21 protein-coding genes are annotated in these 21,474 nt (G+C 63.7%); 13 read left to right on the forward strand and 8 right to left on the reverse strand.

Annotation, left to right across the window (positions count from 1 at the left end; all coding sequences use genetic code 11):
* The first annotated feature begins 11 nt into the window (after positions 1–11).
* Genes NCS67_RS23765 through NCS67_RS23820 form a run of 13 tightly spaced genes read left to right on the forward strand, consistent with a single transcriptional unit; the run spans position 12 to position 10,487 of the window.
* Entirely contained in the window at positions 12–359 is a 348-nt protein-coding gene (locus tag NCS67_RS23765; RefSeq protein ID WP_008349049.1) for a chaperone NapD, read from the forward strand.
* Positions 331–2,814: a periplasmic nitrate reductase subunit alpha gene (gene napA, locus NCS67_RS23770; RefSeq protein WP_008349051.1), complete on the forward strand. Its 2,484-nt coding sequence runs from the start codon at positions 331–333 to the stop codon at positions 2,812–2,814. Before NCS67_RS23765 ends, napA begins: the two co-directional genes overlap by 29 nt.
* Before the next feature lie 18 nt (positions 2,815–2,832).
* On the forward strand, positions 2,833–3,315 hold the full coding sequence (locus NCS67_RS23775; protein WP_008349053.1) for a nitrate reductase cytochrome c-type subunit: 483 nt from the start codon (positions 2,833–2,835) through the stop codon (positions 3,313–3,315).
* A gap of 20 nt (positions 3,316–3,335) precedes the next feature.
* On the forward strand, positions 3,336–3,941 hold the full coding sequence (locus NCS67_RS23780; protein WP_008349056.1) for a NapC/NirT family cytochrome c: 606 nt from the start codon (positions 3,336–3,338) through the stop codon (positions 3,939–3,941).
* A gap of 24 nt (positions 3,942–3,965) precedes the next feature.
* Positions 3,966–4,589 (forward strand): cytochrome c biogenesis heme-transporting ATPase CcmA, encoded by a 624-nt coding sequence (gene ccmA, locus NCS67_RS23785; RefSeq protein WP_250436890.1) that lies wholly within the window; start codon positions 3,966–3,968, stop codon positions 4,587–4,589.
* The gene (gene ccmB / locus NCS67_RS23790) at positions 4,586–5,254 is read left to right on the forward strand and encodes a heme exporter protein CcmB (protein ID WP_008349060.1); all 669 of its coding nucleotides are present in this window, start codon (positions 4,586–4,588) and stop codon (positions 5,252–5,254) included. Before ccmA ends, ccmB begins: the two co-directional genes overlap by 4 nt.
* Before the next feature lie 5 nt (positions 5,255–5,259).
* Positions 5,260–6,003: a heme ABC transporter permease CcmC gene (gene ccmC / locus NCS67_RS23795; protein WP_008349063.1), complete on the forward strand. Its 744-nt coding sequence runs from the start codon at positions 5,260–5,262 to the stop codon at positions 6,001–6,003.
* The gene (locus NCS67_RS31940) at positions 6,000–6,125 is read left to right on the forward strand and encodes a hypothetical protein (RefSeq protein ID WP_268811663.1); all 126 of its coding nucleotides are present in this window, start codon (positions 6,000–6,002) and stop codon (positions 6,123–6,125) included. The genes ccmC and NCS67_RS31940 overlap by 4 nt, the downstream gene beginning before the upstream one ends.
* On the forward strand, positions 6,122–6,577 hold the full coding sequence (gene ccmE / locus NCS67_RS23800) for a cytochrome c maturation protein CcmE (protein ID WP_175982644.1): 456 nt from the start codon (positions 6,122–6,124) through the stop codon (positions 6,575–6,577). The genes NCS67_RS31940 and ccmE overlap by 4 nt, the downstream gene beginning before the upstream one ends.
* Entirely contained in the window at positions 6,574–8,541 is a 1,968-nt protein-coding gene (locus NCS67_RS23805) for a heme lyase CcmF/NrfE family subunit (protein WP_250436891.1), read from the forward strand. Before ccmE ends, NCS67_RS23805 begins: the two co-directional genes overlap by 4 nt.
* Positions 8,538–9,077, forward strand: coding sequence for a DsbE family thiol:disulfide interchange protein (locus tag NCS67_RS23810; RefSeq protein WP_250436892.1), 540 nt, complete (start codon positions 8,538–8,540; stop codon positions 9,075–9,077). The genes NCS67_RS23805 and NCS67_RS23810 overlap by 4 nt, the downstream gene beginning before the upstream one ends.
* Positions 9,070–9,462 (forward strand): cytochrome c-type biogenesis protein, encoded by a 393-nt coding sequence (locus tag NCS67_RS23815; protein ID WP_008349071.1) that lies wholly within the window; start codon positions 9,070–9,072, stop codon positions 9,460–9,462. The genes NCS67_RS23810 and NCS67_RS23815 overlap by 8 nt, the downstream gene beginning before the upstream one ends.
* The gene (locus tag NCS67_RS23820; RefSeq protein WP_250436893.1) at positions 9,459–10,487 is read left to right on the forward strand and encodes a tetratricopeptide repeat protein; all 1,029 of its coding nucleotides are present in this window, start codon (positions 9,459–9,461) and stop codon (positions 10,485–10,487) included. The genes NCS67_RS23815 and NCS67_RS23820 overlap by 4 nt, the downstream gene beginning before the upstream one ends.
* 9 nt (positions 10,488–10,496) lie before the next feature.
* Here the strand turns inward: NCS67_RS23820 and NCS67_RS23825 are convergent, their stop codons facing one another.
* From NCS67_RS23825 to NCS67_RS23860, 8 genes are all read right to left on the reverse strand, one after another.
* Positions 10,497–10,718 carry a DUF3079 domain-containing protein gene (locus tag NCS67_RS23825; protein ID WP_008349074.1) on the reverse strand — a complete coding sequence of 74 codons (222 nt, stop codon included), beginning with the start codon at positions 10,716–10,718 and terminating at the stop codon, positions 10,497–10,499.
* 127 nt (positions 10,719–10,845) lie between these two features.
* Entirely contained in the window at positions 10,846–12,021 is a 1,176-nt protein-coding gene (locus NCS67_RS23830; RefSeq protein ID WP_175982648.1) for an NAD(P)H-dependent flavin oxidoreductase, read from the reverse strand.
* 75 nt (positions 12,022–12,096) lie between these two features.
* Complete coding sequence (locus tag NCS67_RS23835; protein WP_175982649.1) at positions 12,097–12,765, reverse strand: response regulator; 669 nt, start codon at positions 12,763–12,765, stop codon at positions 12,097–12,099.
* A gap of 45 nt (positions 12,766–12,810) precedes the next feature.
* Complete coding sequence (locus tag NCS67_RS23840; RefSeq protein WP_008349083.1) at positions 12,811–14,661, reverse strand: type IV pili methyl-accepting chemotaxis transducer N-terminal domain-containing protein; 1,851 nt, start codon at positions 14,659–14,661, stop codon at positions 12,811–12,813.
* 18 nt (positions 14,662–14,679) lie between these two features.
* A complete protein-coding gene (gene narI, locus NCS67_RS23845) occupies positions 14,680–15,363 on the reverse strand; it encodes a respiratory nitrate reductase subunit gamma (protein WP_250436894.1) in 684 nt (227 codons plus the stop codon).
* Complete coding sequence (gene narJ / locus NCS67_RS23850; protein ID WP_250436895.1) at positions 15,360–16,037, reverse strand: nitrate reductase molybdenum cofactor assembly chaperone; 678 nt, start codon at positions 16,035–16,037, stop codon at positions 15,360–15,362. Before narJ ends, narI begins: the two co-directional genes overlap by 4 nt.
* Positions 16,038–16,050: 13 nt before the next feature.
* Positions 16,051–17,604: a nitrate reductase subunit beta gene (gene narH, locus NCS67_RS23855; RefSeq protein ID WP_250436896.1), complete on the reverse strand. Its 1,554-nt coding sequence runs from the start codon at positions 17,602–17,604 to the stop codon at positions 16,051–16,053.
* Positions 17,601–21,308, reverse strand: a complete 3,708-nt coding sequence (locus tag NCS67_RS23860; RefSeq protein WP_250436897.1) for a nitrate reductase subunit alpha — start codon at positions 21,306–21,308, stop codon at positions 17,601–17,603. The genes narH and NCS67_RS23860 overlap by 4 nt, the downstream gene beginning before the upstream one ends.
* Positions 21,309–21,474 lie beyond the last annotated feature (166 nt).

Here is a 21,474-nt window from a genome sequence, read left to right on the forward strand (position 1 = left end):
ATTTGAATTAAATGGAGCTCAAACCCGTCGATATCAACGATCGTTACGCCGACAAGACCGACGAGTCTTGCGAGTTTCACATAGCCGGCGTCGTTGTATTCGGCCGTATAGAAGCGCTGCAACGAATTACGCGCGCGCTCGCGGCTTTGCCTGGCGCGCAAGTTCACGGATCGAGCGCCGACGGCAAGATCGTTCTCACGCTCGAAAGCGATCGCTCCGCTTGCGTCGCCGAACAATTGCAGGCGGTGCAATCCATTCCCGATGTCATCAGCACCGCGCTCGTCTATCAGCATCACGAAGCCGCCGATCCGCTCACCGAGGACATCGACGATGAAACTGACTCGTCGCGCGTTCATTAAGCAGACGGCCGCCACCACGGCGGCCGCATCCGCGGGCATCACGCTGCCCGACATGCACGCCGTCGCGCAGAGCGACGACATCGCCTGGTCGAAAGCGCCCTGCCGCTTCTGCGGAACGGGATGCGGCGTGCTCGTCGGCGTGAAGGGCAATCAGGTCGTCGCGACACAGGCCGACCCGCAGGCGGAAGTCAACCGCGGACTCAACTGCGTGAAGGGCTACTTCCTCTCGAAGATCATGTACGGCCAGGACCGTCTGACGACGCCGCTCATGCGGATGAAAGACGGCAAATACGACAAGAACGGCGAATTCCTGCCTGTGTCGTGGGATGTCGCGTTCAACGTGATGGCCGAGCAGTTCAAGCGCGTGCTGAAGGAGAAAGGGCCGACGGCCGTCGGCATGTTCGGTTCGGGGCAATGGACCGTCTGGGAAGGCTACGCAGGCGTCAAGCTGATGAAGGCGGGATTTCGCAGCAACAATATCGATCCGAACGCGCGGCATTGCATGGCATCGGCCGTGACGGGCTTCATGCGGACCTTCGGCATGGACGAGCCGATGGGCTGCTACGACGACATCGAAGCCACCGACGCCTTCGTGCTGTGGGGCTCCAATATGGCCGAGATGCATCCGGTGCTGTGGTCGCGCGTGACGGCGCGGCGGCTTTCGAATCAGGACGTGCGCGTCGTCACGCTGTCGACGTTCGAGCATCGTTCGTTCGATCTCGCCGATCAAACCATCGTCTTCACGCCGCAATCCGATCTCGCGATCATGAATTACATCGCGAACTACATCATCAAGAACGGCAAGGTGAACCGCGATTTCGTCGACAAGCACACGAACTTCAAGAAGGGCAACGCGGACATCGGTTACGGGCTGCGGCCCGACCATCCGCTGCAAAAGGCGGCGAAGAACGCGGGCGATCCGAACGGCTCGCAGCCGATCACCTTCGACGAATTCGCGCAGTTCGTCTCGCGCTACGACGCTGCCTACGTGACGAAAATTTCCGGCGTGCCGAAGAACAAGCTCGACCAGCTCGCGCAGTTGTACGCGGACCCGAAGACGAAAGTCGTGTCCTTCTGGACGATGGGCTTCAATCAGCACACGCGCGGAACCTGGGCCAACAACATGGTCTACAACCTGCATCTGCTGACGGGAAAGATATCGACGCCGGGCAACAGCCCGTTCTCGCTGACGGGCCAGCCGTCCGCGTGCGGCACGGCGCGCGAAGTCGGCACGTTTTCGCATCGGCTGCCCGCCGATATGGTCGTGACCAACCCGAAGCATCGCGAGGAAGCGGAGCATATCTGGAAGCTGCCCGCGGGCACCATCCCCGACAAGCCGGGCTTTCATGCCGTGCTGCAAAACCGCATGCTCAAGGACGGCAAGATCAACGCTTATTGGGTGATGGTCAACAACAACATGCAGGCTGCCGCGAATATCAACAACGAAGCGCTGCCGGGGTATCGCAAGGATTCGAATTTCGTCGTCGTGTCGGATGTGTATCCGACGGTCACGGCCGTCGCCGCCGATCTGATCCTGCCATCCGCGATGTGGGTCGAGAAGGAAGGCGCCTACGGCAACGCGGAACGGCGCACGCAGTTCTGGCATCAGCTGGTACAGGCGCCAGGCGGCGCGCATTCGGATCTCTGGCAGATCGTGGAATTCTCCAAGCGCTTCAAGGTCGAGGAAGTCTGGCCCGCCGAACTGCTCGCGAAAAAGCCCGAATACAAGGGCAAGACGCTCTACGACATCCTGTATCGCAACGGCCAGGTCGACAAGTTTCCCGCTTCGCAAGTCGATCCGAAATATCGCAACAACGAGGCTGCGGCGTTCGGCTTCTATATCCAGAAAGGTTTGTTCGAGGAATACGCGAGCTTCGGACGCGGCCACGGCCACGATCTCGCGCCGTTCGACATGTATCACCAGGCGCGCGGCATCCGCTGGCCGGTCGTCGATGGCAAGGAAACGCGCTGGCGTTACAAGGAGGGCTCCGATCCGTATGTGAAGGCGGGCGCCGACTGGCAGTTCTACGGCAATCCGGACGGCCGCGCGGTGATCTACGCGCTGCCTTACGAGCCGCCCGCCGAATCGCCGGACAAGGACTATCCGTTCTGGCTCGCGACGGGCCGCGTGTTGGAGCACTGGCATTCGGGATCGATGACGCGCCGCGTGCCCGAGCTGTATCGCGCGTTTCCGAACGCGGTGTGCTTCATGCATCCCGACGACGCGAAAGCGCTTGGCCTGCGACGCGGCGTCGAGGTGCGCGTGATATCGCGGCGCGGCGAGATGCGTACGCGCGTCGAGACGCGCGGCCGCGACAAGCCGCCGCGCGGGCTCGTCTTCGTGCCGTGGTTCGATTCAAGCCAGCTCATCAACAAGGTGACGCTCGACGCCACCGATCCGATCTCGTTTCAGACCGACTACAAGAAGTGCGCGGTCAAGATCGTGCGGGTCTAGGGTCCGGGAGCCGACGCCATGCGTACGTTGACAGCCATCGTCATTGCATCGCTTCTTGCGCTGGCCGTGCTCGCGATCGCGCAGCCCACGGTGCCCAGTCTGCCGTTCCACGATTCGCTGCGCGGCACGGCGCCGCTCGATGAGGAACCGAAAGCCCCGCTCATCGCGCCGACCGAAAACAAGGACGTGATACGCGGACTCAACTACGCACAGCAGCCGCCGACGATCCCGCACAAGATCGACAACTATCAGCTCGACAAGAACGCCAACCGCTGTCTCGGGTGTCACGCGCGCAGCCGCGCCGAGGAAAGCGGCGCGGTGCCGGTGGCGGTGTCGCATTACATGGATCGCGAGGGCGGCGTGTCCGGGCATTTGTCGCCGCGACGCTACTTCTGCACGCAATGCCACGTCCCGCAGGCCGATACGAAACCGCTCGTCGGCAATACGTTCGTCGCCGTCGAAGACGTCAGGCAGCAGCCGGACAAAACCAAGAAGCGATAGACGATAAACAAGCGACCATCATGTGGGCACTGATCAAGCGCTACTGGATCACCATTCGCCGGCCGAGCCTCTATTACAGCCTCGGCTTTCTGACGCTGGGCGGCTTCGTCGCCGGCGTGGTGTTCTGGGGCGCCTTCAACACGGCGATGGAGCTGACCAACACCGAAGTCTTCTGCACCGGCTGTCACGAGATGCGCGACAACACCTACGCCGAACTGAAGAACACGATCCACTTCAGCAACCGCACGGGCGTGCACGCGAAGTGCTCGGACTGCCATGTTCCCCACAACTGGACCGACAAGATCGCCCGAAAGATGCAGGCGTCAAAGGAAGTGTGGGCGAAGATTTTCGGCGCGGTGAACACGCGCGAAAAGTTCCTCGACAAGCGGCTCGAACTGGCCGAGCACGAATGGGCGCGCTTCAAGGCGAACGACTCGCTCGAATGCCGCAATTGCCACTCGTTCCAGTACATGGACTTCACGCGGCAAAGCCCGCGCGCGCAGCAGGCGCATCAGCGCTTTCTGGAGACTGGCGAGAAGACGTGCATCGATTGCCACAAGGGCATCGCGCATGAACTGCCGAACATGGCGAAGGCGCAGGAAATCGACGACAGAAAGAAGCAGTAAACAACGCCAAGAGAGGAAACATTCATGCTCAGCGCCCGGCAACTCGACGTGATGCGCGGCAGCCGCACGATCGTCGCCGGCGTGAATCTGTGCGTCGATGGCGGCGCGGCGTTGCTCATCCACGGCGCGAACGGCAGCGGCAAGAGCTCGTTGATCGCCGCGCTCGCGGGTCTGTTGCCGCCCGCCGCGGGGAAGGTGTCGTGGCGCGGCGTGAACATGCGCGACGATCCGGCGCGCTTCAGACGCGACCTCGCGTATCTCGGCCACGCCGACGGCTTCAACGGCGAACTGACGGTCGCGGAAAACCTGCGCTTCGCGGCGTTGCTCGGCGCGAACGCCTTGCGCGCGAACGAGCGCGACGTGCTCGAGCGCGCCGGTTTGCGGCCGCTGATGCACGCACGCCTGAACCGGCTGTCGGAAGGTCAGCGGCGGCGCGTGGCGCTCGCGCGGCTCGTGCTCGCGGCCAAGCCGCTGTGGCTGCTCGACGAACCCACCGAAGCCGTCGATGACGCGGGCGCGCTCTGGTTCGCCGCATGCATCGACGATCATCTGCGCGAAGGCGGCGCGCTCGTCGCGACGACGCATCGCCCGCTTGCCGTCGATGCCGCGCGCGCACGTCATCTGCATCTCGAACGGAGCGCGGCATGATCGCGCTGACGCTTCGGGTGATCCGGCGCGAGCTGCTCTTGAACTGGCGCTCGCGCACCGTGACGCTTTCCGTGCTGCTCTTCTTCGTGCTGGCGTCGAGTCTGTTTCCGCTCGGCGTCGGTCCCGATCCGAAGCTGCTGCACGCAATCGCGCCGGGCGTGCTGTGGGTCACGGCGCTGTTCGCGGCGCTGCTTTCGGCTGGCCAGCTCTTCAGCAACGATTTCGCGAGTGGCGCGCTCGAACAGATGCTGCTTTCGCCGCAGCCGCTCGCGGGCATCGTGCTCGGCAAGATCGCCGCGCACTGGATCACGACCGGTCTCGCGCTCGTCGTGCTCGCGCCCGTCGTCGCGCTCGAATACGGGCTCGATGCGCGCACGATCCTCATGCTGATGGCGTCGCTCCTGATCGGCACGCCGCTGCTTTCGCTGATCGGTTCCATGGGCGCGGCGCTCACGCTCGGCGTGCGCGGCGGCAGCGTCGTGCTCGCATTGCTGATTCTGCCGCTCTACGTGCCGGTGCTCGTATTCGGCGTCGGCGCGGCCGATCCCGCCGCGAGCGCCGCATGGGCGAACGCGAATTTCTCGCTGCTCGCGGCGGCGTTGTGCATCGCGCTATGGCTGTGTCCGTTCGCGAGCGCGGCGGCCCTGCGCATATCGATGGAATAGCGCCTATGAACTGGTTCCGCTACGCGTCCGCCCGCAACTTCGAACGCTTCGCCGCGCGCGCGACGCCGTGGTTCGCGTTCGCGTCGGTCGTGTTCATCGCGATGGGACTCGTGATCGGCCTCGGCGTCGCGCCCGCCGATGCGCTGCAACGCGACATCTACCGCATCATGTTCGTGCATGTGCCCGCCGCGTGGATGTCGATGCTCATCTACCTCGTGATGGCCGCGTACAGCGCGCTGCATCTCGCGATGAACGCGCGCCTTTGCGCGATGATGGCCCGCGCGCTCGCCCCGACCGGCGCGTCGTTCACGGCGATCGCGCTGATTTCGGGCGCGTTGTGGGGCAAGCCGACGTGGGGCACATGGTGGGTCTGGGACGCGCGGCTCACGTCGGAGTTGATCCTGTTCTTCCTGTACGTCGGCTATCTCGCGCTGCACGCGGCCATCGACGGCACCCGCCGCGCCGATCGCGCGTGCTCGGTGCTCGCGCTGATCGGCGTCGTGAATGTCCCGATCATCTATTTTTCCGTGCAATGGTGGTACACGCTGCATCAAGGACCGTCGCTCGGATTCGGCAGCGGCGTCGCGATGGAAACGTCGATGGCTTGGGGCATCGTCGTGATGACGGCGGGATTCTGGTCGTATGCGATCGCCGTGGCGTTGGCGCGCGCGCGCGTCATCCTGCGCGCGGCCGAACGCGTGCGCGCGAGCGACGAGCGTCCGTCGCGAATCGAGGAGCGTGCCGCATGAACACGCTCGCATCCGTCCCGACGATGCTCGCCGCGAATCCGCTGCTTTGCGCCGCGTTCGCGATCACTTTTCTGCTGATGGGCGCGGAGGCGTGGCTCGTCCACCGCGCGCTGCGCCGATGAAAGCGCGCCATCGCCGCTTCGCGTTCATCGCGCTCGGCCTCGCGAGCGCCGCGCTCGCGTGCGCGTTCGTCCTCAACGCGTTCCGCGCCAACGTGATGTTCTTCGTCAGCCCGAGCGAGATCGCGTCGCACGAGGAAACGCGCACGCAGCGCTTCCGGCTCGGCGGACTCGTCGAACGCGGATCGCTCTTGAAGCACGCCGACAGCCGCACGGTGAGCTTCGTCGTCACGGACGGGCGCGCGTCGATTCCTGTCGTCTACACGGGCGCGCTGCCCGATCTCTTTCGCGAAGGCAGCGGCGTCGTCGCGCAAGGCACGCTCGGCGCCGACGGACGTTTTCACGCCGACGAAGTCCTGGCCAAGCACGACGAAAAGTACACGCCGCCGCCACTCGAACGCGCGCTGCGTGAAGCGCGCGCATCGGCGGACGGGAACGCGGGAGCGCGCCGATGATCCCCGAGATCGGCCATTTCGCGCTCATCCTCGCGATGCTGCTCGCGCTCGTCGCGGGCATCGTGCCGATGCTCGGCGCGCGACTTGCCATCGAAGGATGGATGCGCGTCGCCGCGCCCGCCGCGTGCGGGCAATTCGGCTTCGTCGCGATCGCGTTCGGCTGTCTCGCGGCGTCGTTTCTCGACGACGATTTTTCCGTGATCTACGTCGTCGGCAATTCGAACTCGGCGCTGCCGGCCATTTACCGGTTCACCGCGGTCTGGGGCGGTCACGAAGGCTCGCTGCTGCTGTGGGCGCTGCTGCTCACGCTCTGGATGAGCGCGGTCGTGTGCTTCGGCAAGCGCCTGCCGTTGCCGTTCGCGGCGCGCGTGCTCGGCGTGATGAGCTGGATCGACGCGGGCTTTCTGCTTTTCATGCTGCTGACGTCGAATCCGTTCACGCGCATCATGCCGCCCGCGATGAACGGCCGCGATCTCAATCCGCTGTTGCAGGATCCCGGCATGGTGATTCATCCGCCGCTGCTGTACATGGGCTACGTCGGCTTTTCGGTGGCGTTCGCGTTCGCCATCACCGCGCTGCTCGATGGCAAGCTCGACTCCGCCTGGGCGCGCGCCTCGCGCGCGTGGACGCTCGCCGCGTGGACGTTCCTGACGCTCGGCATCATGCTCGGCAGCGCGTGGGCGTACTACGAACTCGGCTGGGGCGGATGGTGGTTCTGGGATCCGGTCGAAAACGCGTCGTTCATGCCGTGGCTCGTCGGCACCGCGCTGATCCATTCGCTCGCCGCGACCGCCAAGCGCGGCGCGTTCCGCGCGTGGAGCGCGCTGCTCGCGATCTGCGCGTTCTCGCTCTCGTTGCTCGGCACGTTTCTCGTGCGCTCGGGCGTCGTGACATCGGTGCACGGCTTCGCGTCCGATCCGGCGCGCGGCGTGTTCATCCTCGCGTTGCTCGCGCTGTTTTCGGGCGGCGGTCTCGCGCTGTTCGCGTGGCGCGCGCCGCGAGCCGTGTCGGCGGTCGGTTTCGAGCCCGTATCCCGCGAGGCGTTGCTGCTGTCGAACAATCTGCTGATGCTCGTCGCCGCTGCATCGGTGATGCTCGGCACGCTCTATCCGATGGTCCTCGACGCGCTCGATCTCGACAAGATTTCCGTCGGCGCGCCGTACTTCGACAGCGTGTTCGTCCCGCTGATGACACCCGCGATCTTTCTGATGGGCGTCGGGCCGCTCGCGCGCTGGAAGGCCGCGCGTCTGCCGCAGCTTGCCGTGCGGCTGCGCTGGGCCGCGCTCGTGAGCGTGGCGAGCGCGTTCGTGCCCGGCGTGTCGCGTCCGTTCGTGAGCCTCGGCTTGCTGCTCGCCGCGTGGACGTTCGCGACGATCGCGACGAGCGTGATCGAGCGCATCATCAAGGGACGGCAGCGCGTGCGGCTCGCGACCGTCGGCATGTGGCTCGCACACGCGGGCGTCGGCGTGTTCGTCGTCGGCGTGACGATGGTGAAGGGCTTTCCCGTCGAACGCGACGCGCGGCTCGCGCCCGGCGAGAGCGTCGATGCGGGCGGATATCGCTTCCGGCTCGACGACGTTCGCGCGATCGACGGACCGAACTATCGCGCGACGCGTGCGACGATCGCGGTGACGCGCGACGGCAAAGCTATCGCGACACTGCATCCGGAGAAACGCGAATTCCTCGTCTCCAACACGCCGACGACCGAAGCCGCCATCGATCGCGGCGTGCTGCGCGATCTGTACGTCGCGCTCGATCAGCCGGCGGGCGGCGGCGCGTGGACCGTGCGCATCCAGATCAAGCCGTTCGTGCGCTGGATCTGGGGCGGCTGCGTGTTGATGGCGCTCGGCGGCCTGCTCGCGGCGGCGGATCGGCGTTACGCGAAGCTGCGCGCGCCGCAACGGGCCGCCGCCGTTGCGATTGCCGTGGAACCGCCGCGAAGCATCGGCGAGACAGGACGATGAAGCGCTTTCTGATTCCGCTCGCCGTGTTCGGTCTGCTCGTCGCGGTGCTCGCGGCCGGTTTGCGCCACGATCCGCGTCGCCTGCCTTCCGCGCTCATCGGCAAACCCGCGCCGGAGTTCGATCTGCCGCGTCTCGATGCCGCGAACCGGACGATGTCGTCGCACGCGCTGCGCGGACAGGTGTGGATTCTGAACGTGTGGGCGTCGTGGTGCGAAGCGTGCCGCGATGAGCATGCCGTCCTGATGGATTTCGCGGCGAGCGGCGCGGCGCCGGTGTACGGCCTGAACTACCGCGACGAACGTGCGCCTGCGCTGCAATGGCTCGAGACGGCGGGCAATCCGTACGTGACGTCGTTCGTCGATCGCGACGGGCTCACCGGCATCGACTATGGCGTGTACGGCGTGCCGGAGACGTTCGTGATCGATCGCGCGGGCGTCGTGCGCTATCGGCAGGCGGGTCCGCTCACGCGCGCGTCGATCGATGGCGTGATTGGTCCGCTCGTCGGCAAGCTGCAAAAGGAGAACGCGCGTGATTAGGCGGCTTGCGTGGATGATCGCTGCGTGCATCGGGTGCGCTCAGGCGCAGCAATCGCCCGATGACGAACGCGCGCGCCATCTCGCGGAGCATTTCCGCTGCGTGGTGTGCCAGAACCAGAGCCTCGCCGATTCGACCGCCGATCTCGCCGCCGATCTGCGCGCGCGCATTCGTGAGCAAGTCGGGCAAGGCGCGAGCGACGAGCAGATTCAGGCGTACATGGTGCGCCGATACGGCGACTTCGTGCTGTATCGGCCGCCCGTGAAGCCCGTCACGTGGGCGCTGTGGTTCGGGCCGTTCGCCGTGCTCGCGGCGGGCGCGGTTGCGATGGCGCTGCATATCCGGCGCGCGCATCAGACCCGAAGAAAAAGGAGCATGAGCCGATGATCCCGTTCTGGCTGATCGTTGCCGCGATGCTCTTCGCCGCGCTCGCATGCGTCGTGCCGCCGCTGTTGCGCGCGCGCGTCGCGAATCAGCGAACGACGCACGCCGCGCTCGCCGGCTTGCTGATCGCGCTCGTGCCGGCGTCCGCGCTGACGCTTTACATGCGTGTCGGCGATCCGGCGGCGCTCGCGATTCAAGCGGCGGCGGGTTCATCGGCGAGCGAACACGCGGACACGCCCCGGTCGATGGAAGCGGCCGTCAGTCTTCTGGCCGCGCGGTTGCGGCGCAATCCCGACGACGCCCAAGGCTGGACGATGCTCGCGCGTTCGTACATGGTGCTGACGCGCGCCGACGATGCCGCGCAGGCGTATCGGCGGGCGGTTGCGCTGAATCCGCGCGATGCCGAATTGCTTGCCGATTACGCCGATGCCATCGCGAGCGCGACCGGCGGCGATCTCAACGACGCGGCGCTGGAGGTCATCCACTCGGCGCTCGCGCTCGACGCGACGCAGCCGAAAGCGCTGGCGCTGGCTGCATCGGCGGCATTCGACCGGCGCGAATACACGCAAGCCATCGGATACTGGGAGCGTTTGAGGCAGGTGCCGGATCTCGCGCCGCAGATCGCGCAGCAGGCGCAGAAGAATATCGACGAAGTGCGGGCGATCGCGGACGGCACCGGTTCGGCGTCGATCGAAGTCCGCGTGCAGTTGAGCCCTGAGTTCGCGTCGCGCGTCCGTCCAACGGATACGGTCTTCGTCTACGCGCTCGCCGATGATGGCTCACGCATGCCGATCGCGGTCCAGCGCCTGAGCGCGAACCAGCTTCCTGCGACGGTTTATCTCAACGATTCAATGTCGATGACGCCGAACCGCCGCCTCTCGGATTTCGAGCGCATCGACATCGCTGCGCGCGTGTCGGGGTCCGGGAAAGCGCGGCCATCGCCCGGCGATCTGAGCGGATCGAGCGGACGGGTATCGACGAAAGATGCGGGCGTGATTGAAGTGACGATCGGCGAAATCGTGCGCTGAAGTCGCGATTCAGCGCGCTTTGGCGACGGACGGTTGAATCGACTTGGCGTTGTCGGCGATTTCGAGGCCCCAATCGCCTTGCTCGTACCAGTCTTCGCCAAGCAACTCGGCCGGATGCTGCGTCCGGCTCGAACCGTTTCCGCAACGCATGGCGTCCGTCGCGCAATAGTGATCGCAGCCCCAGCAATTGCGCTCGGGATGCTTTGGGTTCAGGGGAAAGCGCTTCGACATCGTGCGGTACTCCGTGGATTGCGGCGTGCGAGCCAATCGGCATCAAGCCTAAGATCGGCCCCGTTCCGAGCCAATAGGAACGGGACGATCGGTCACGGCTCGCAGCGAAACACGATGTTTCCGCTTCTCAGCACGCCGCCGGGGACGATTTCGTCGCGCCCGTCAACAGGAGTTCGATCAGATCGCGCACGTTGCGGATCGCTGCGCCGAACGGCAGTTTTTCGCGCCCGCGGAAGAACAGTCCATTGCCGACGTCGCCCCGCAATGCCGCGGCAAGCCGCGTATCGATGCAGAAATGCCCGAATTTCTCGATGCCATCGCGCAAGCCGCACGCGCTCAGGCATTCGAGCGCCGACGGACACGTCTGTTTGCGCGCGCCGATTTTCGTTCGAATGCGTTCTTCGTTGCGCAGATAGCGCATGAGCCACGGCGTCTTGACGGCGCGCGCGGGCAGGCCGGTCACGCTGATGAACTCGACGATATCTTCGGGCTCCGCCTCGACCAGCACGCGCTTGAACTCCGGATGCGCGTCGCCTTCCTCGGTGACGGCGAACGGCGTGCCGACCTGCACGCCGTTGGCGCCGGCCGTGAGCCACTTGCGCACGGCTTCATGGCTGTTGATGCCGCCCGCGACGATCACCGGCACGTCTTCGCGCTTGAGTCCGAGCGCCGCAAACGATGCATCGAGTTCCTTCAGAACGCGCTCGAAGCCGAAGCGCTCGTCGTTCATATCGGCGACGTCCGCGACGCCGAGATGGCCACCCGCGTGTCCGGGATGCTCGATCACGATGGCGTCGGGCAAGCGGCCTTTCTTCATCCATTTCTTGAGGACGAGCGTGACGCCGCGGCTATCGGAGAGAATCGGAATGAGCGCGATATCGCAACCTTGCGTGAGATCGGGCAAGTCGAGCGGCAGGCCCGCGCCCATCACGATGGCATCGGCGCCCTCTTCGCACGCCACGCGCACGTAATCGGCGTGCGCGCTCACGGCTTTCATCACGTTCACGGCGATCATGCCGCGTCCTTGCGACAACTCGCGCGCCGACTTGATCTCGCGCGCGAGCGCGATGAGGTTGGCGCGCTCGAGCGTCGGCCGCGAGTGGTCTTCGCGGCACATGGCGAGCAAGTCTTCGTGATGATGACGCAAGTCGATGCTCGCGATGGTGCCGACCGCGCCTTCTCGCGCGACGCTGCCCGCGAGCCGATGCGCGGAAATGCCGACGCCCATGCCGCCCTGCACGATCGGCAGCAGATTGCGGCCGCGAATCGTGAGCGGCGCGAAAGAATGATCGTGAGAGGTCATGGGCAAATCAGTTTGATGTGAATTCATGGTGTACAGCTTGATGTGATCCGAGCTTCGATGCAGCGCGACGACCGTTCAAACGGCTTCCGTTGCCTGCACCGCATCGTGCCCGACCGCGTATATCGCGACCTGCACGCGGCTCGTGAGATTGAGCTTGCGCAAAATGTTGCGCACGTGGATCTTCACCGTGCTTTCCGCGAGCATCAGCGAGCGCGCGATTTCCTTGTTGCTTGCACCGTGCGACAGTTCGCGCATGATGTCGCGCTCGCGCGTAGTGAGTGGATCGGCGGCGACCGCTGGAGCGGGAACCGGCGCTGCCTTCGGTGCACGCATGCTTGCGATGAGCTTCGCCGTCATGTCGTCCGCGATGACGGGCTGGCCCCCCGCCGCCTTGCGGATCGCGCTTGCGAGCGTCTCCGTTTCGATGCTCTTGAGCAGATAGCCGCACGCGCCATCGCGCAATGCCAATGAAAGTTCGTCGAGATCTTCGGATACGGTCAGCATGACGACCGCCGTTTCCGGTACGTCCTGCACGAGCAACTTGAGCGTTTCGAGGCCGGATAGTCCGGGCATGTTGAGATCGAGCAAAATCACGTCCGGGCGAAATTGCTTGGCGCGCTTGAGACCTTCGAGCCCGTCGGACGCTTCGCCGACGACTTCGAAGTCTGACTGCCGTTGCAGGAGCGCGTGAACGCCTGAGCGAAATAACGCGTGGTCGTCGATCAACAGAATGCGGATGGTCATGACACAACTCGAAGCAGCTCTCGAAGCGAGCGCGCGTGACCATATTCAGACAGCCTGACGCGCCGGGGCGGGCAAGACGAGTTCGACGCGCGCCCCGCATGCTGGCGCTCCGGTCAGCCGCAGAATTGCGCCGAGCCTTTGCGCGCGCTCGCGCATGATATGAAAGCCGACATGCGTCTCGCCAAGGACGGCCATCTCCTTTGGATCGTAGCCCTGACCATCATCTTCGACAAGGAGGCTAAAGTCACGACCATTGACGATCGTCACGAAAACGCGCTGAGCTTCCGCGTGTTTGCGAATGTTCGACAGCGCCTCCTGCAAAATGAAAAGCACTTGCAACTGCTGATCCGGCGGCAAAGGCAAGCCGCCTTCCTCCCGATAATCGAGCGATGGCGCAATGCCCGTTTGCATGCCAAAGCGTTCGACGGATTCGTTTACCGCCCGCCTCAGATCGCCGGTGCCGAGCCTGGTGCGGAAATTCATCAGGAGTTCCCGCACGTCGTCGTAGCTTTCCGCCAATCCGCCTGTAAGCATAGGCACGATTTCGCGGATTTCGTCCATGCGTTCTTCGCGCGTGGCCGCATCCAGAAGATGTACCTGCATCTTCATGAAGTTCAGGCTTTGCGCGATGCTGTCATGCAAGCCCTGCGCAACGAGATTTCGCTCCTCCGACACCGCAAGCTGCCGCGCCAATGCCGCAAGCCGTCGGTTCTTGAGCGCTGTGCCGAAGTGCGTGCCGAGTGTTTCGAGCAAGTGCGCTTCGGTTGCGGGAATAGTCCGCTCGCCGCCGAAGTGCAGCGAGAACGCGCCGAGCTTCTCGCCTTGCGAAACGATGCTGAACGCCGCGACGCTCGCGAAACCCGCGCGTTGGCATGAACGCTGCGCGCATGCGCAGGCGTCTGCGGCGAAGCAACTTTCGTCCTGAAGCAGCGCGGCCGGCAATCCTTCCGAGCCGATCAGACGCACTTGACCATCTTCGGTGAAGAGACGAACCGCCGCGCCGTCGGCGTCGAATTGACGCATGAGGCGTGCAAGAAAGCCTCGGCACAGCGCGTCGACGTCATTCGGCTGATTCACGAAAGCCGCCATTTCATAAAGGGCCGTCAGTTCGCGGTTCTGCGCGGCCAGCTCGGCGGTCTTCGCTTCGACCCGGCCCGCAAGGTCGCGATAGAGCGTCTGCAATTCCGCGGCCATGCGATTGAAGCCCGCGGCAAGATGTCCGAACTCGTCCTGCGTTTCGACGGGCAGACGCGCATCGAACTCGCGTGCCTCGATGCGCGCAAGCCCGTCCTGCAAGCGCTGAACGGGCACGACGATCCACAAGAAGAGCAAATAGACGATCGCCGCGGTGCCGATACACGCCATCGCCGCAAGCGCCATCTGCGACGTGCGCAGCCACGCGGTCTTGCGTGCGTTCTCCCGCTCGATCAAGCCGACGAGGTCGTCGGCGCCAGTGACGAAAGTCCGCAATTGCAGCAGATAGCGCGCTACCGCCTGTGGGTCTGCGCTCGCCATGCCCTCGCGAACATCGGGTTCGAGTCGCGAATGCCACGCGTTCGCGACGTGATCGAACTGTCGGCGCACATCGACATCGTCTGGAAGGAAGAGCGGGCGCGCTGGATCGCCTTTACGCAGGCGGTCGAGCGTTGCGTTCATCTGCTCGATCTGCAGTTGCAGCAACGGCGATGGCGCCTTTTCACCCTTCAATAGCGCAATTGCGACTGCGTTCGCGCGCATGCGCAGGCTGCCTGCGTCGTTGATCGCGGCGCCTGCACCCTGCAGTTGCCATGAGAGCCAGAGTGTCCCGCCGATCATCGCGAGCACGAGAACCAGCGACACCATCGACAGCGTGACGATGCGTGTGGTTAGACGTTCGCGAAACGACGACAGGAACATGCTTCTCGATCAAGGGAATCAGCGGCTGCGGACCAATTGCCAGGCCCGCCCAAGATAGCCGAGCGAAGCGAAGCCGCTCCACACATGCACGAGACGCGTGAACGGGAATATCACGAAGAGACTCATGCCCATGAACAAATGTATACGGAAGAGCAGCGGCGCATCTGCGACATAGTGCGCGGCATCGGCTCTGAACGTGAAGATGTGCTGGGCCCAGGTCATGAGCCGCACCATCATCGAGCCGTCCATGTGACCGGCCGATACGCCAATCGTCGATAGACCCAGGAGCAGCGTGATCAAGATCCACAGCAACAACACGCGGTCGCCGACTTTCGTCACGGCGGACAGGCGCGCGCTCGTCAAGCGTCGATGCAGCAAGATCAGCAATCCTGCGAGGCATAACGTGCCCATTACACCCCCAGCGATCATTGCGAATACCTGCTTGACGCTATGCTGGACGCCGAGGGCGTCCCATACGGCGACCGGCGTGAGCAGGCCGACGAGATGCCCGAAGAACAGCCCGAGAATCCCGACGTGAAACAAGATGTTGCCAAGTCTGAGATTGCCGCGATCGACGAGTTGGGTGCTATCCGCCTTCCACGAATATTGCTCGCGTTCGAAACGCACGAAGCTGCCGAAGAGAAAGATGCTGGCGGCGATATACGGATAGATACCGAAAAAGAAGGAGTTGAGCATGTTCATCGTGCGTCCTTTGCGGCAAGAGCGGCCGCGCCGGCAGTCATTGCGCCGCGCGGATGAAAGCGAATGGTCTGCGTATCCTGGCGCATGTGCGGTGCGAGCAGCGGCTCGACGCCGTCCGCGCCGGGACCGAAGGTTTCGAGCATTTCGTCCATGTCGCGCACGGGCGGCTGCGTGAGCGGACGCGGCTCGACCGTCGCGAGCTCGCGCAACACCGCGAAAACCCTGGCATACGGGCTCTCATTGCGCGCGAGACGTTCACCGATGGCATCGAGCACATGAATGGCGTCATTGAGCAGCGACTGCGCGCGGGCCGGCTCGATCGCGCCCAGCGCTTCGAGAAAAAGCGGCACGTAGTCGGGCAGTTCGTTCGATTCGATATCGAGGCCGAGACCGCGATACTCGTCGAGCAGATCGACCATCGCCTGACCGCGATCGCGGCTTTCGCCATGAACGTGTTCGAACAGATGCAGCGAATGCGACGGATTGCGGTCGAACGTGGCCACGTATGTAAGTTGCACTTCGATCAGCGGACGCTTCAGCGACGCGATGAGCGGTGCAAGGCGCGTTTGGGCCTGCGGCCAGTCGTGCAACGCGGCTTCGATTTCTGGCAGCGCGTCAAGAAGCGCGGGCTCGGGATAATCGAGCAGCGCGGAAAGTATGGAATAGAGCGACATGTGTGATCCTCGGTCAGCCTTCCTGCAGTGCCTTCTTGCGCGACTTCGGCAACGCCGCGTAACTTACTTCGCCGTGCGTTCGCGATCCGAAAAGCGATCCGTCCGATACCCCCGATGATCCGCAATTGCCGAACGAGAAACCGCAACTGCCCTTTTCGTCAAAGCTGTCCTGCGCCATTTCCTTGTGCGACGACGGCACGACGAAACGGTCTTCGTAGTTGGCGATCGCCATCAATTGATACATCTCTTCCACTTGCGACGCGGTGAGGCCGACATCGTTCAGCACGGCGTCATCGTTCACGTTGTTCACGTTCTGCGCACGCTTGAACGCGCGCATCGCGAGCATGCGGTTCAGCGCGGAGACGATCGGCGCCTCGTCGCCGGCGGTGAGCAGGTTCGCGAGATAGCGCATGGGAATGCGCAAGCTCTTCACGTCCGGAATCACGCCGTTCATGCCCATGTGACCGGCATCCGCGGCCGACTGGATCGGCGAGAGCGGCGGCACGTACCAGACCATAGGCAGCGTGCGGTATTCCGGATGCAACGGGAACGCGACCTTCCACTCGCACGCCATGCGATACACCGGCGAGCGCTTCGCCGCGTCGAGCCAGCTTTGCGCGATGCCCTGACGGAGCGCTTCGGCCTGAACTTGCGGGTCGTGCGGATCGAGGAACAGATCGAGTTGCGACTGATAGAGATCCGTCGTCGCTTCGACCGACGCAGCCTCGGCAATGCGGTCCGCGTCGTACAGCATCACGCCGAGATAGCGGATACGGCCTACGCAGGTTTCCGAGCACACCGTCGGCTCACCCGCTTCGATACGCGGATAACAGAACACGCACTTCTCGGCCTTGCCCGACTTCCAGTTGAAATACATCTTCTTGTACGGGCAACCGGACACGCACATGCGCCAGCCGCGGCACTTGTCCTGATCGACGAGCACGATGCCATCGTCTTCGCGCTTGTACACCGAACCCGACGGGCACGACGCCACGCATGCCGGATTCAGGCAGTGCTCGCACAGTCGCGGCAGATACATCATGAAGGTGTTCTCGAATGTCGAGTACATCTCCTTCTGCACGTTTTCGAACAGAGCGTCGCGTCCGCGCGAATCGAATTCGCCGCCGAGATCGTCTTCCCAGTTCGGGCCCCAATGGATCTTGTCCATCTTCTTGCCCGTGATCGCGGACACCGGGCGCGCCGTGGGCGGCGTTTCCGAAAGCGGCGCGTTCTGCAGGCGCTCGTAGTCGTATGTAAACGGCTCGTAGTAGTCGTCGATGGCAGGCAGATTCGGATTCGCGAAAAGGTTCGCGAGCACTTTCAGCTTGGGCCCTTGGCGCGGCTCGATGCGTCCGTCGCTTTTGCGAATCCAGCCGCCGTTCCACTTCTCCTGGTTCTCCCACTGCTTCGGATAGCCGATGCCCGGCTTCGTCTCGACGTTGTTGAACCACGCGTACTCGACGCCATCGCGCGATGTCCACACGTTCTTGCACGTCACCGAACACGTATGGCAGCCGATGCACTTGTCCAGATTCAGGACCATCGCCACCTGGGCGCGGATCTTCATGATGCTGCTCCTTCCTTCAGCGGGCCTTCGAGCCAGTCGACTTTCTTCATCTTGCGCACGATCACGTATTCGTCGCGGTTGCTGCCCACGGTGCCGTAATAGTTGAAACCGTAAGCCTGTTGCGCATATCCGCCGATCATGTGCGTCGGCTTGAGCACTGTGCGCGTGACCGAGTTATGGATACCGCCGCGCATGCCGCTCGTCTCCGCGCCCGGCACATTGATGATCTTTTCCTGCGCGTGATACATGAGGCACATTCCGCGCGGCACCCGCTGACTGACGACGACGCGCGCCGTCAGCGTGCCGTTCACGTTGAACACTTCGACCCAGTCGTTGTCCCTGAGACCGGCTTCCTTTGCTTCCGCTTCCGAGACCCACACATGCGGGCCACCGCGCGACAGCGTGAGCATGCGCAGGTTGTCCGTGTACGTCGAGTGAATGCCCCATTTCTGGTGCGGCGTGATCCAATTCAGCACCAGTTCGTGCTCGCCGTTAGGCTTTGCACCGAGCATCGGCGCAATGGTTTTCGTGTCGATCGCGGGCTTGTAGACGCACGAGCCCTCGCCGAAATCGAGCATCCAGCGGTGATCCTGATAGAACTGCTGACGCCCCGTGAGCGTGCGCCATGGAATCAGTTCGTGAACGTTCGTGTAGCCCGCGTTGTAGCTGACTTCTTCCGACTCGAGCCCGGACCATGTGGGCGCGGAAATGATCTTGCGCGGTTGCGCCTGAACGTCGCGGAAACGGATCTTGTCGTGCTCGCGACCGAGCGCGAGGTGCGAATGATCGCGTCCCGTGATCTTCGAGAGCGCTTCCCACGCCTTCACCGCGACGTGGCCGTTCGTTTCAGGCGCAAACGTGAGAATCATCTCGGCGGCGTCGATGGCCGTCTCAAGACGCGGACGTCCCTTGCTCTGACCGGATAGATTCCCGAGCTCTTCGACTTCGTACGCCGTATTCCAGTTGATGCCCTTGCCGCCGTTCCCTAGTTTCTCCAGCAGCGGACCGACCGACGTGAACTTCTCGTAGATCGCGGTGTAGTCGCGCTCGACGACCGTCATCGAGGGCGCCGTCTTGCCGGGGATCAGGTCACATTCGCCGCGACGCCAGTCCTTCGGCTCGAACGCCTGGCCGAGTTCGCCCGGCGTGTCGTGCATGAGCGGCGTGCAGACGAGGTCCGTGCGCGTGCCGAGATGCTTTCCGCCGATTTCCGCAAACTTCTTCGCGATGGTCTTATAAATTTCCCAGTCGCTCTTGCTTTCCCATAACGGTTGCACCGCTTCTGACAGCGGATGGATGAACGGATGCATGTCCGACGTGTTGAGGTCGTTCTTCTCATAGAACGTCGCGCTCGGCAGCACGATGTCGCCATAGAGGCAAGTCGTGCTCATACGGAAATCGAGCACGGTCAGCAGATCGAGTTTGCCTTCCGCCGCGTCGCGCACGTTCACTTCGCCGGGTTTGATCGCGTCGGCCTCATCGCCGAAGAGCGCGTTCTGCGTGCCGAGAAGATACTTCAGGAAGTATTCGTGTCCCTTGCCGGAGCTGCCCAGAATATTCGACCGCCACACGAACATGTTGCGCGGGAAGTTCGCCGGATTGTCGGGGTCGTCGCATGCGAAATCGAGCTTGCCCGACTTGAGTTGCTCCACCGTGTATTCAATCGGATCGCGACCCGCGCGCTTCGCGGCGTCGACGATATCGAGCGGATTCGCACCGAGTTGCGGCGCCGAGGGCAACCAGCCCATGCGCTCGGACTTCGCGTTCATGTCAAGCATCGAGAGATTCTCGTAACGCGACTTGTCGGCGGTCGGCCCGAGAATTTCGTCGACGGCGACTTTCTCGTGACGCCATTGGCTCGTATGGTTATAGAAGAACGACGTGCCGTTCATCTGGCGCGGCGGACGGGACCAGTCGAGTGCGAACGCGAGCGGCGCCCAGCCGAATTGCGGACGGAGCTTTTCCTGGCCGACGTAATGCGCCCAGCCGCCACCGCTCTTGCCGACACAGCCGCACATCATCAGAAGGTTGATGATGCCGCGATAAATCATGTCGTTGTGATACCAGTGATTCAGCGCTGCGCCGACGATCACCATGCTCTTGCCTTGCGTACGGTCCGCATTGTCGGCGAACTCACGCGCCACCTGGATCACGAGATGGCGTGGCACGGTCGTGTGCTTTTCCTGCCATGCGGGCGTGTACGGGGTGTCGTCGTCATAGGACGTCGCGACGTTCGCGCCACCGAGGCCCTGATCCACGCCGTAGTTCGCCATCTGCAAGTCGTACACGGTCGCAACGCGCGCGCCCGTGCCGTCTGCGAGCGTGATGCGCTTCACCGGCACGCGACGCGCGAGCAGTGCGTCATGCTCCGCGCCGAAGTATGGAAAGCTCACCTCTGCAATTTCGTCATGAGCGTCGATCAGCGACAGGCACGGATCGATGTCGCGACCCGAACCGCCGTCCTTCTGTTCGAGGTTCCAGCGGCCGACTTTCGCGCCGTCGTTGTGATTCGCCTCGCCCCAGCGGAACCCGATCGTGCCGTTCGGCGCGACGATCTTGCCGCTCGTCTCGTCGATGACGAGCGTCTTCCATTGCGGATTGTTCGCTTCGTCGAGATCGTTCTGCAGTTGCGATGCGCGCAGGAAATGATCGGGCACGAGCGTGCCTTCGTGTTCGCGCAGCACGACGAGCATCGGCATGTCGGTATAGCGCTTCACGTAGTCACGGAAGTACGCTGACTTGCCGCTCGCGTGGAATTCCTTCAGCACGACGTGGCCCATCGCCATGGCGAGCGCGGCGTCCGTGCCCTGCTTCGGCGCGAGCCAGATGTCGCCGAACTTCACCATTTCGCCGTAATCCGACGACACCGCGACCGTCTTCGTGCCCTTGTAGCGCACTTCGGTGTAGAAGTGCGCGTCGGGCGTGCGCGTCTGCGGCACGTTCGAGCCCCAAACCATCAGGTACGTGGAGTTGTACCAGTCGGCGGATTCGGGCACGTCGGTCTGCTCGCCCCAGATTTGCGGCGATGCGGGCGGCAGATCACAGTACCAGTCGTAGAACGACAGGCATGCGCCGCCGATCAGGCTCAGATAGCGCGCGCCGGCCGCATAGGAAACCATCGACATCGCTGGAATCGGCGAGAAACCGATCACGCGGTCAGGCCCGTACTTGCCAATGGTGTACGCATTCGCCGCCGCGATGATCTCGCTCGCGGTGTCCCAGTCGGCGCGCACGAAACCGCCGAGGCCGCGCACGCTCTTGTAGCGCTTTGCCTTCACGGGGTCTTCGCAAATGGACGCCCACGCCGCGACCGGATCGAGCGTCTTGCGCGCTTCGCGCCACATTTCGATGAGACGGCCGCGAACCATCGGATGCTTCACGCGCTGCGCGGAATACACGTACCAGCTATACGACGCGCCGCGCGGACACCCGCGCGGTTCGTGATTCGGCAAATCGGGGCGCGTGCGCGGATAATCCGTCTGCTGCGTTTCCCACGTGATCAGGCCGTTCTTCACGTAGACCTTCCACGAGCACGAGCCCGTGCAGTTCACGCCATGCGTGGAGCGCACGATCTTGTCGTGCTGCCAGCGGCTGCGATAGCCGTTTTCCCATTTGCGGTCTTCGTTCACGACCGCGCCATGTCCATTCGAGAACGTGGACTTGATGCGCGACATGAACTTCAGCCGATCCAGAAAGTGACTCATCCGTTTCTCCGGGCGTGGCGGCCATGCGCCGCCATGAATACGTTGATTCGAGTGTAGGGACGCGATCGCCGCGCGCCCATTCCCCGAAAGGAGGCGTCGACGCGCATCAGACGGACTAGTGCGCGTACTCCTTTCGGACTAGGTCTATCTCCGCGCACGCGGACGA

Origin of the sequence: Caballeronia sp. ATUFL_F2_KS9A (assembly GCF_023630765.1) — a bacterium.
In the GTDB taxonomy this organism is placed as follows: Bacteria; Pseudomonadota; Gammaproteobacteria; order Burkholderiales; family Burkholderiaceae; genus Caballeronia; species Caballeronia zhejiangensis.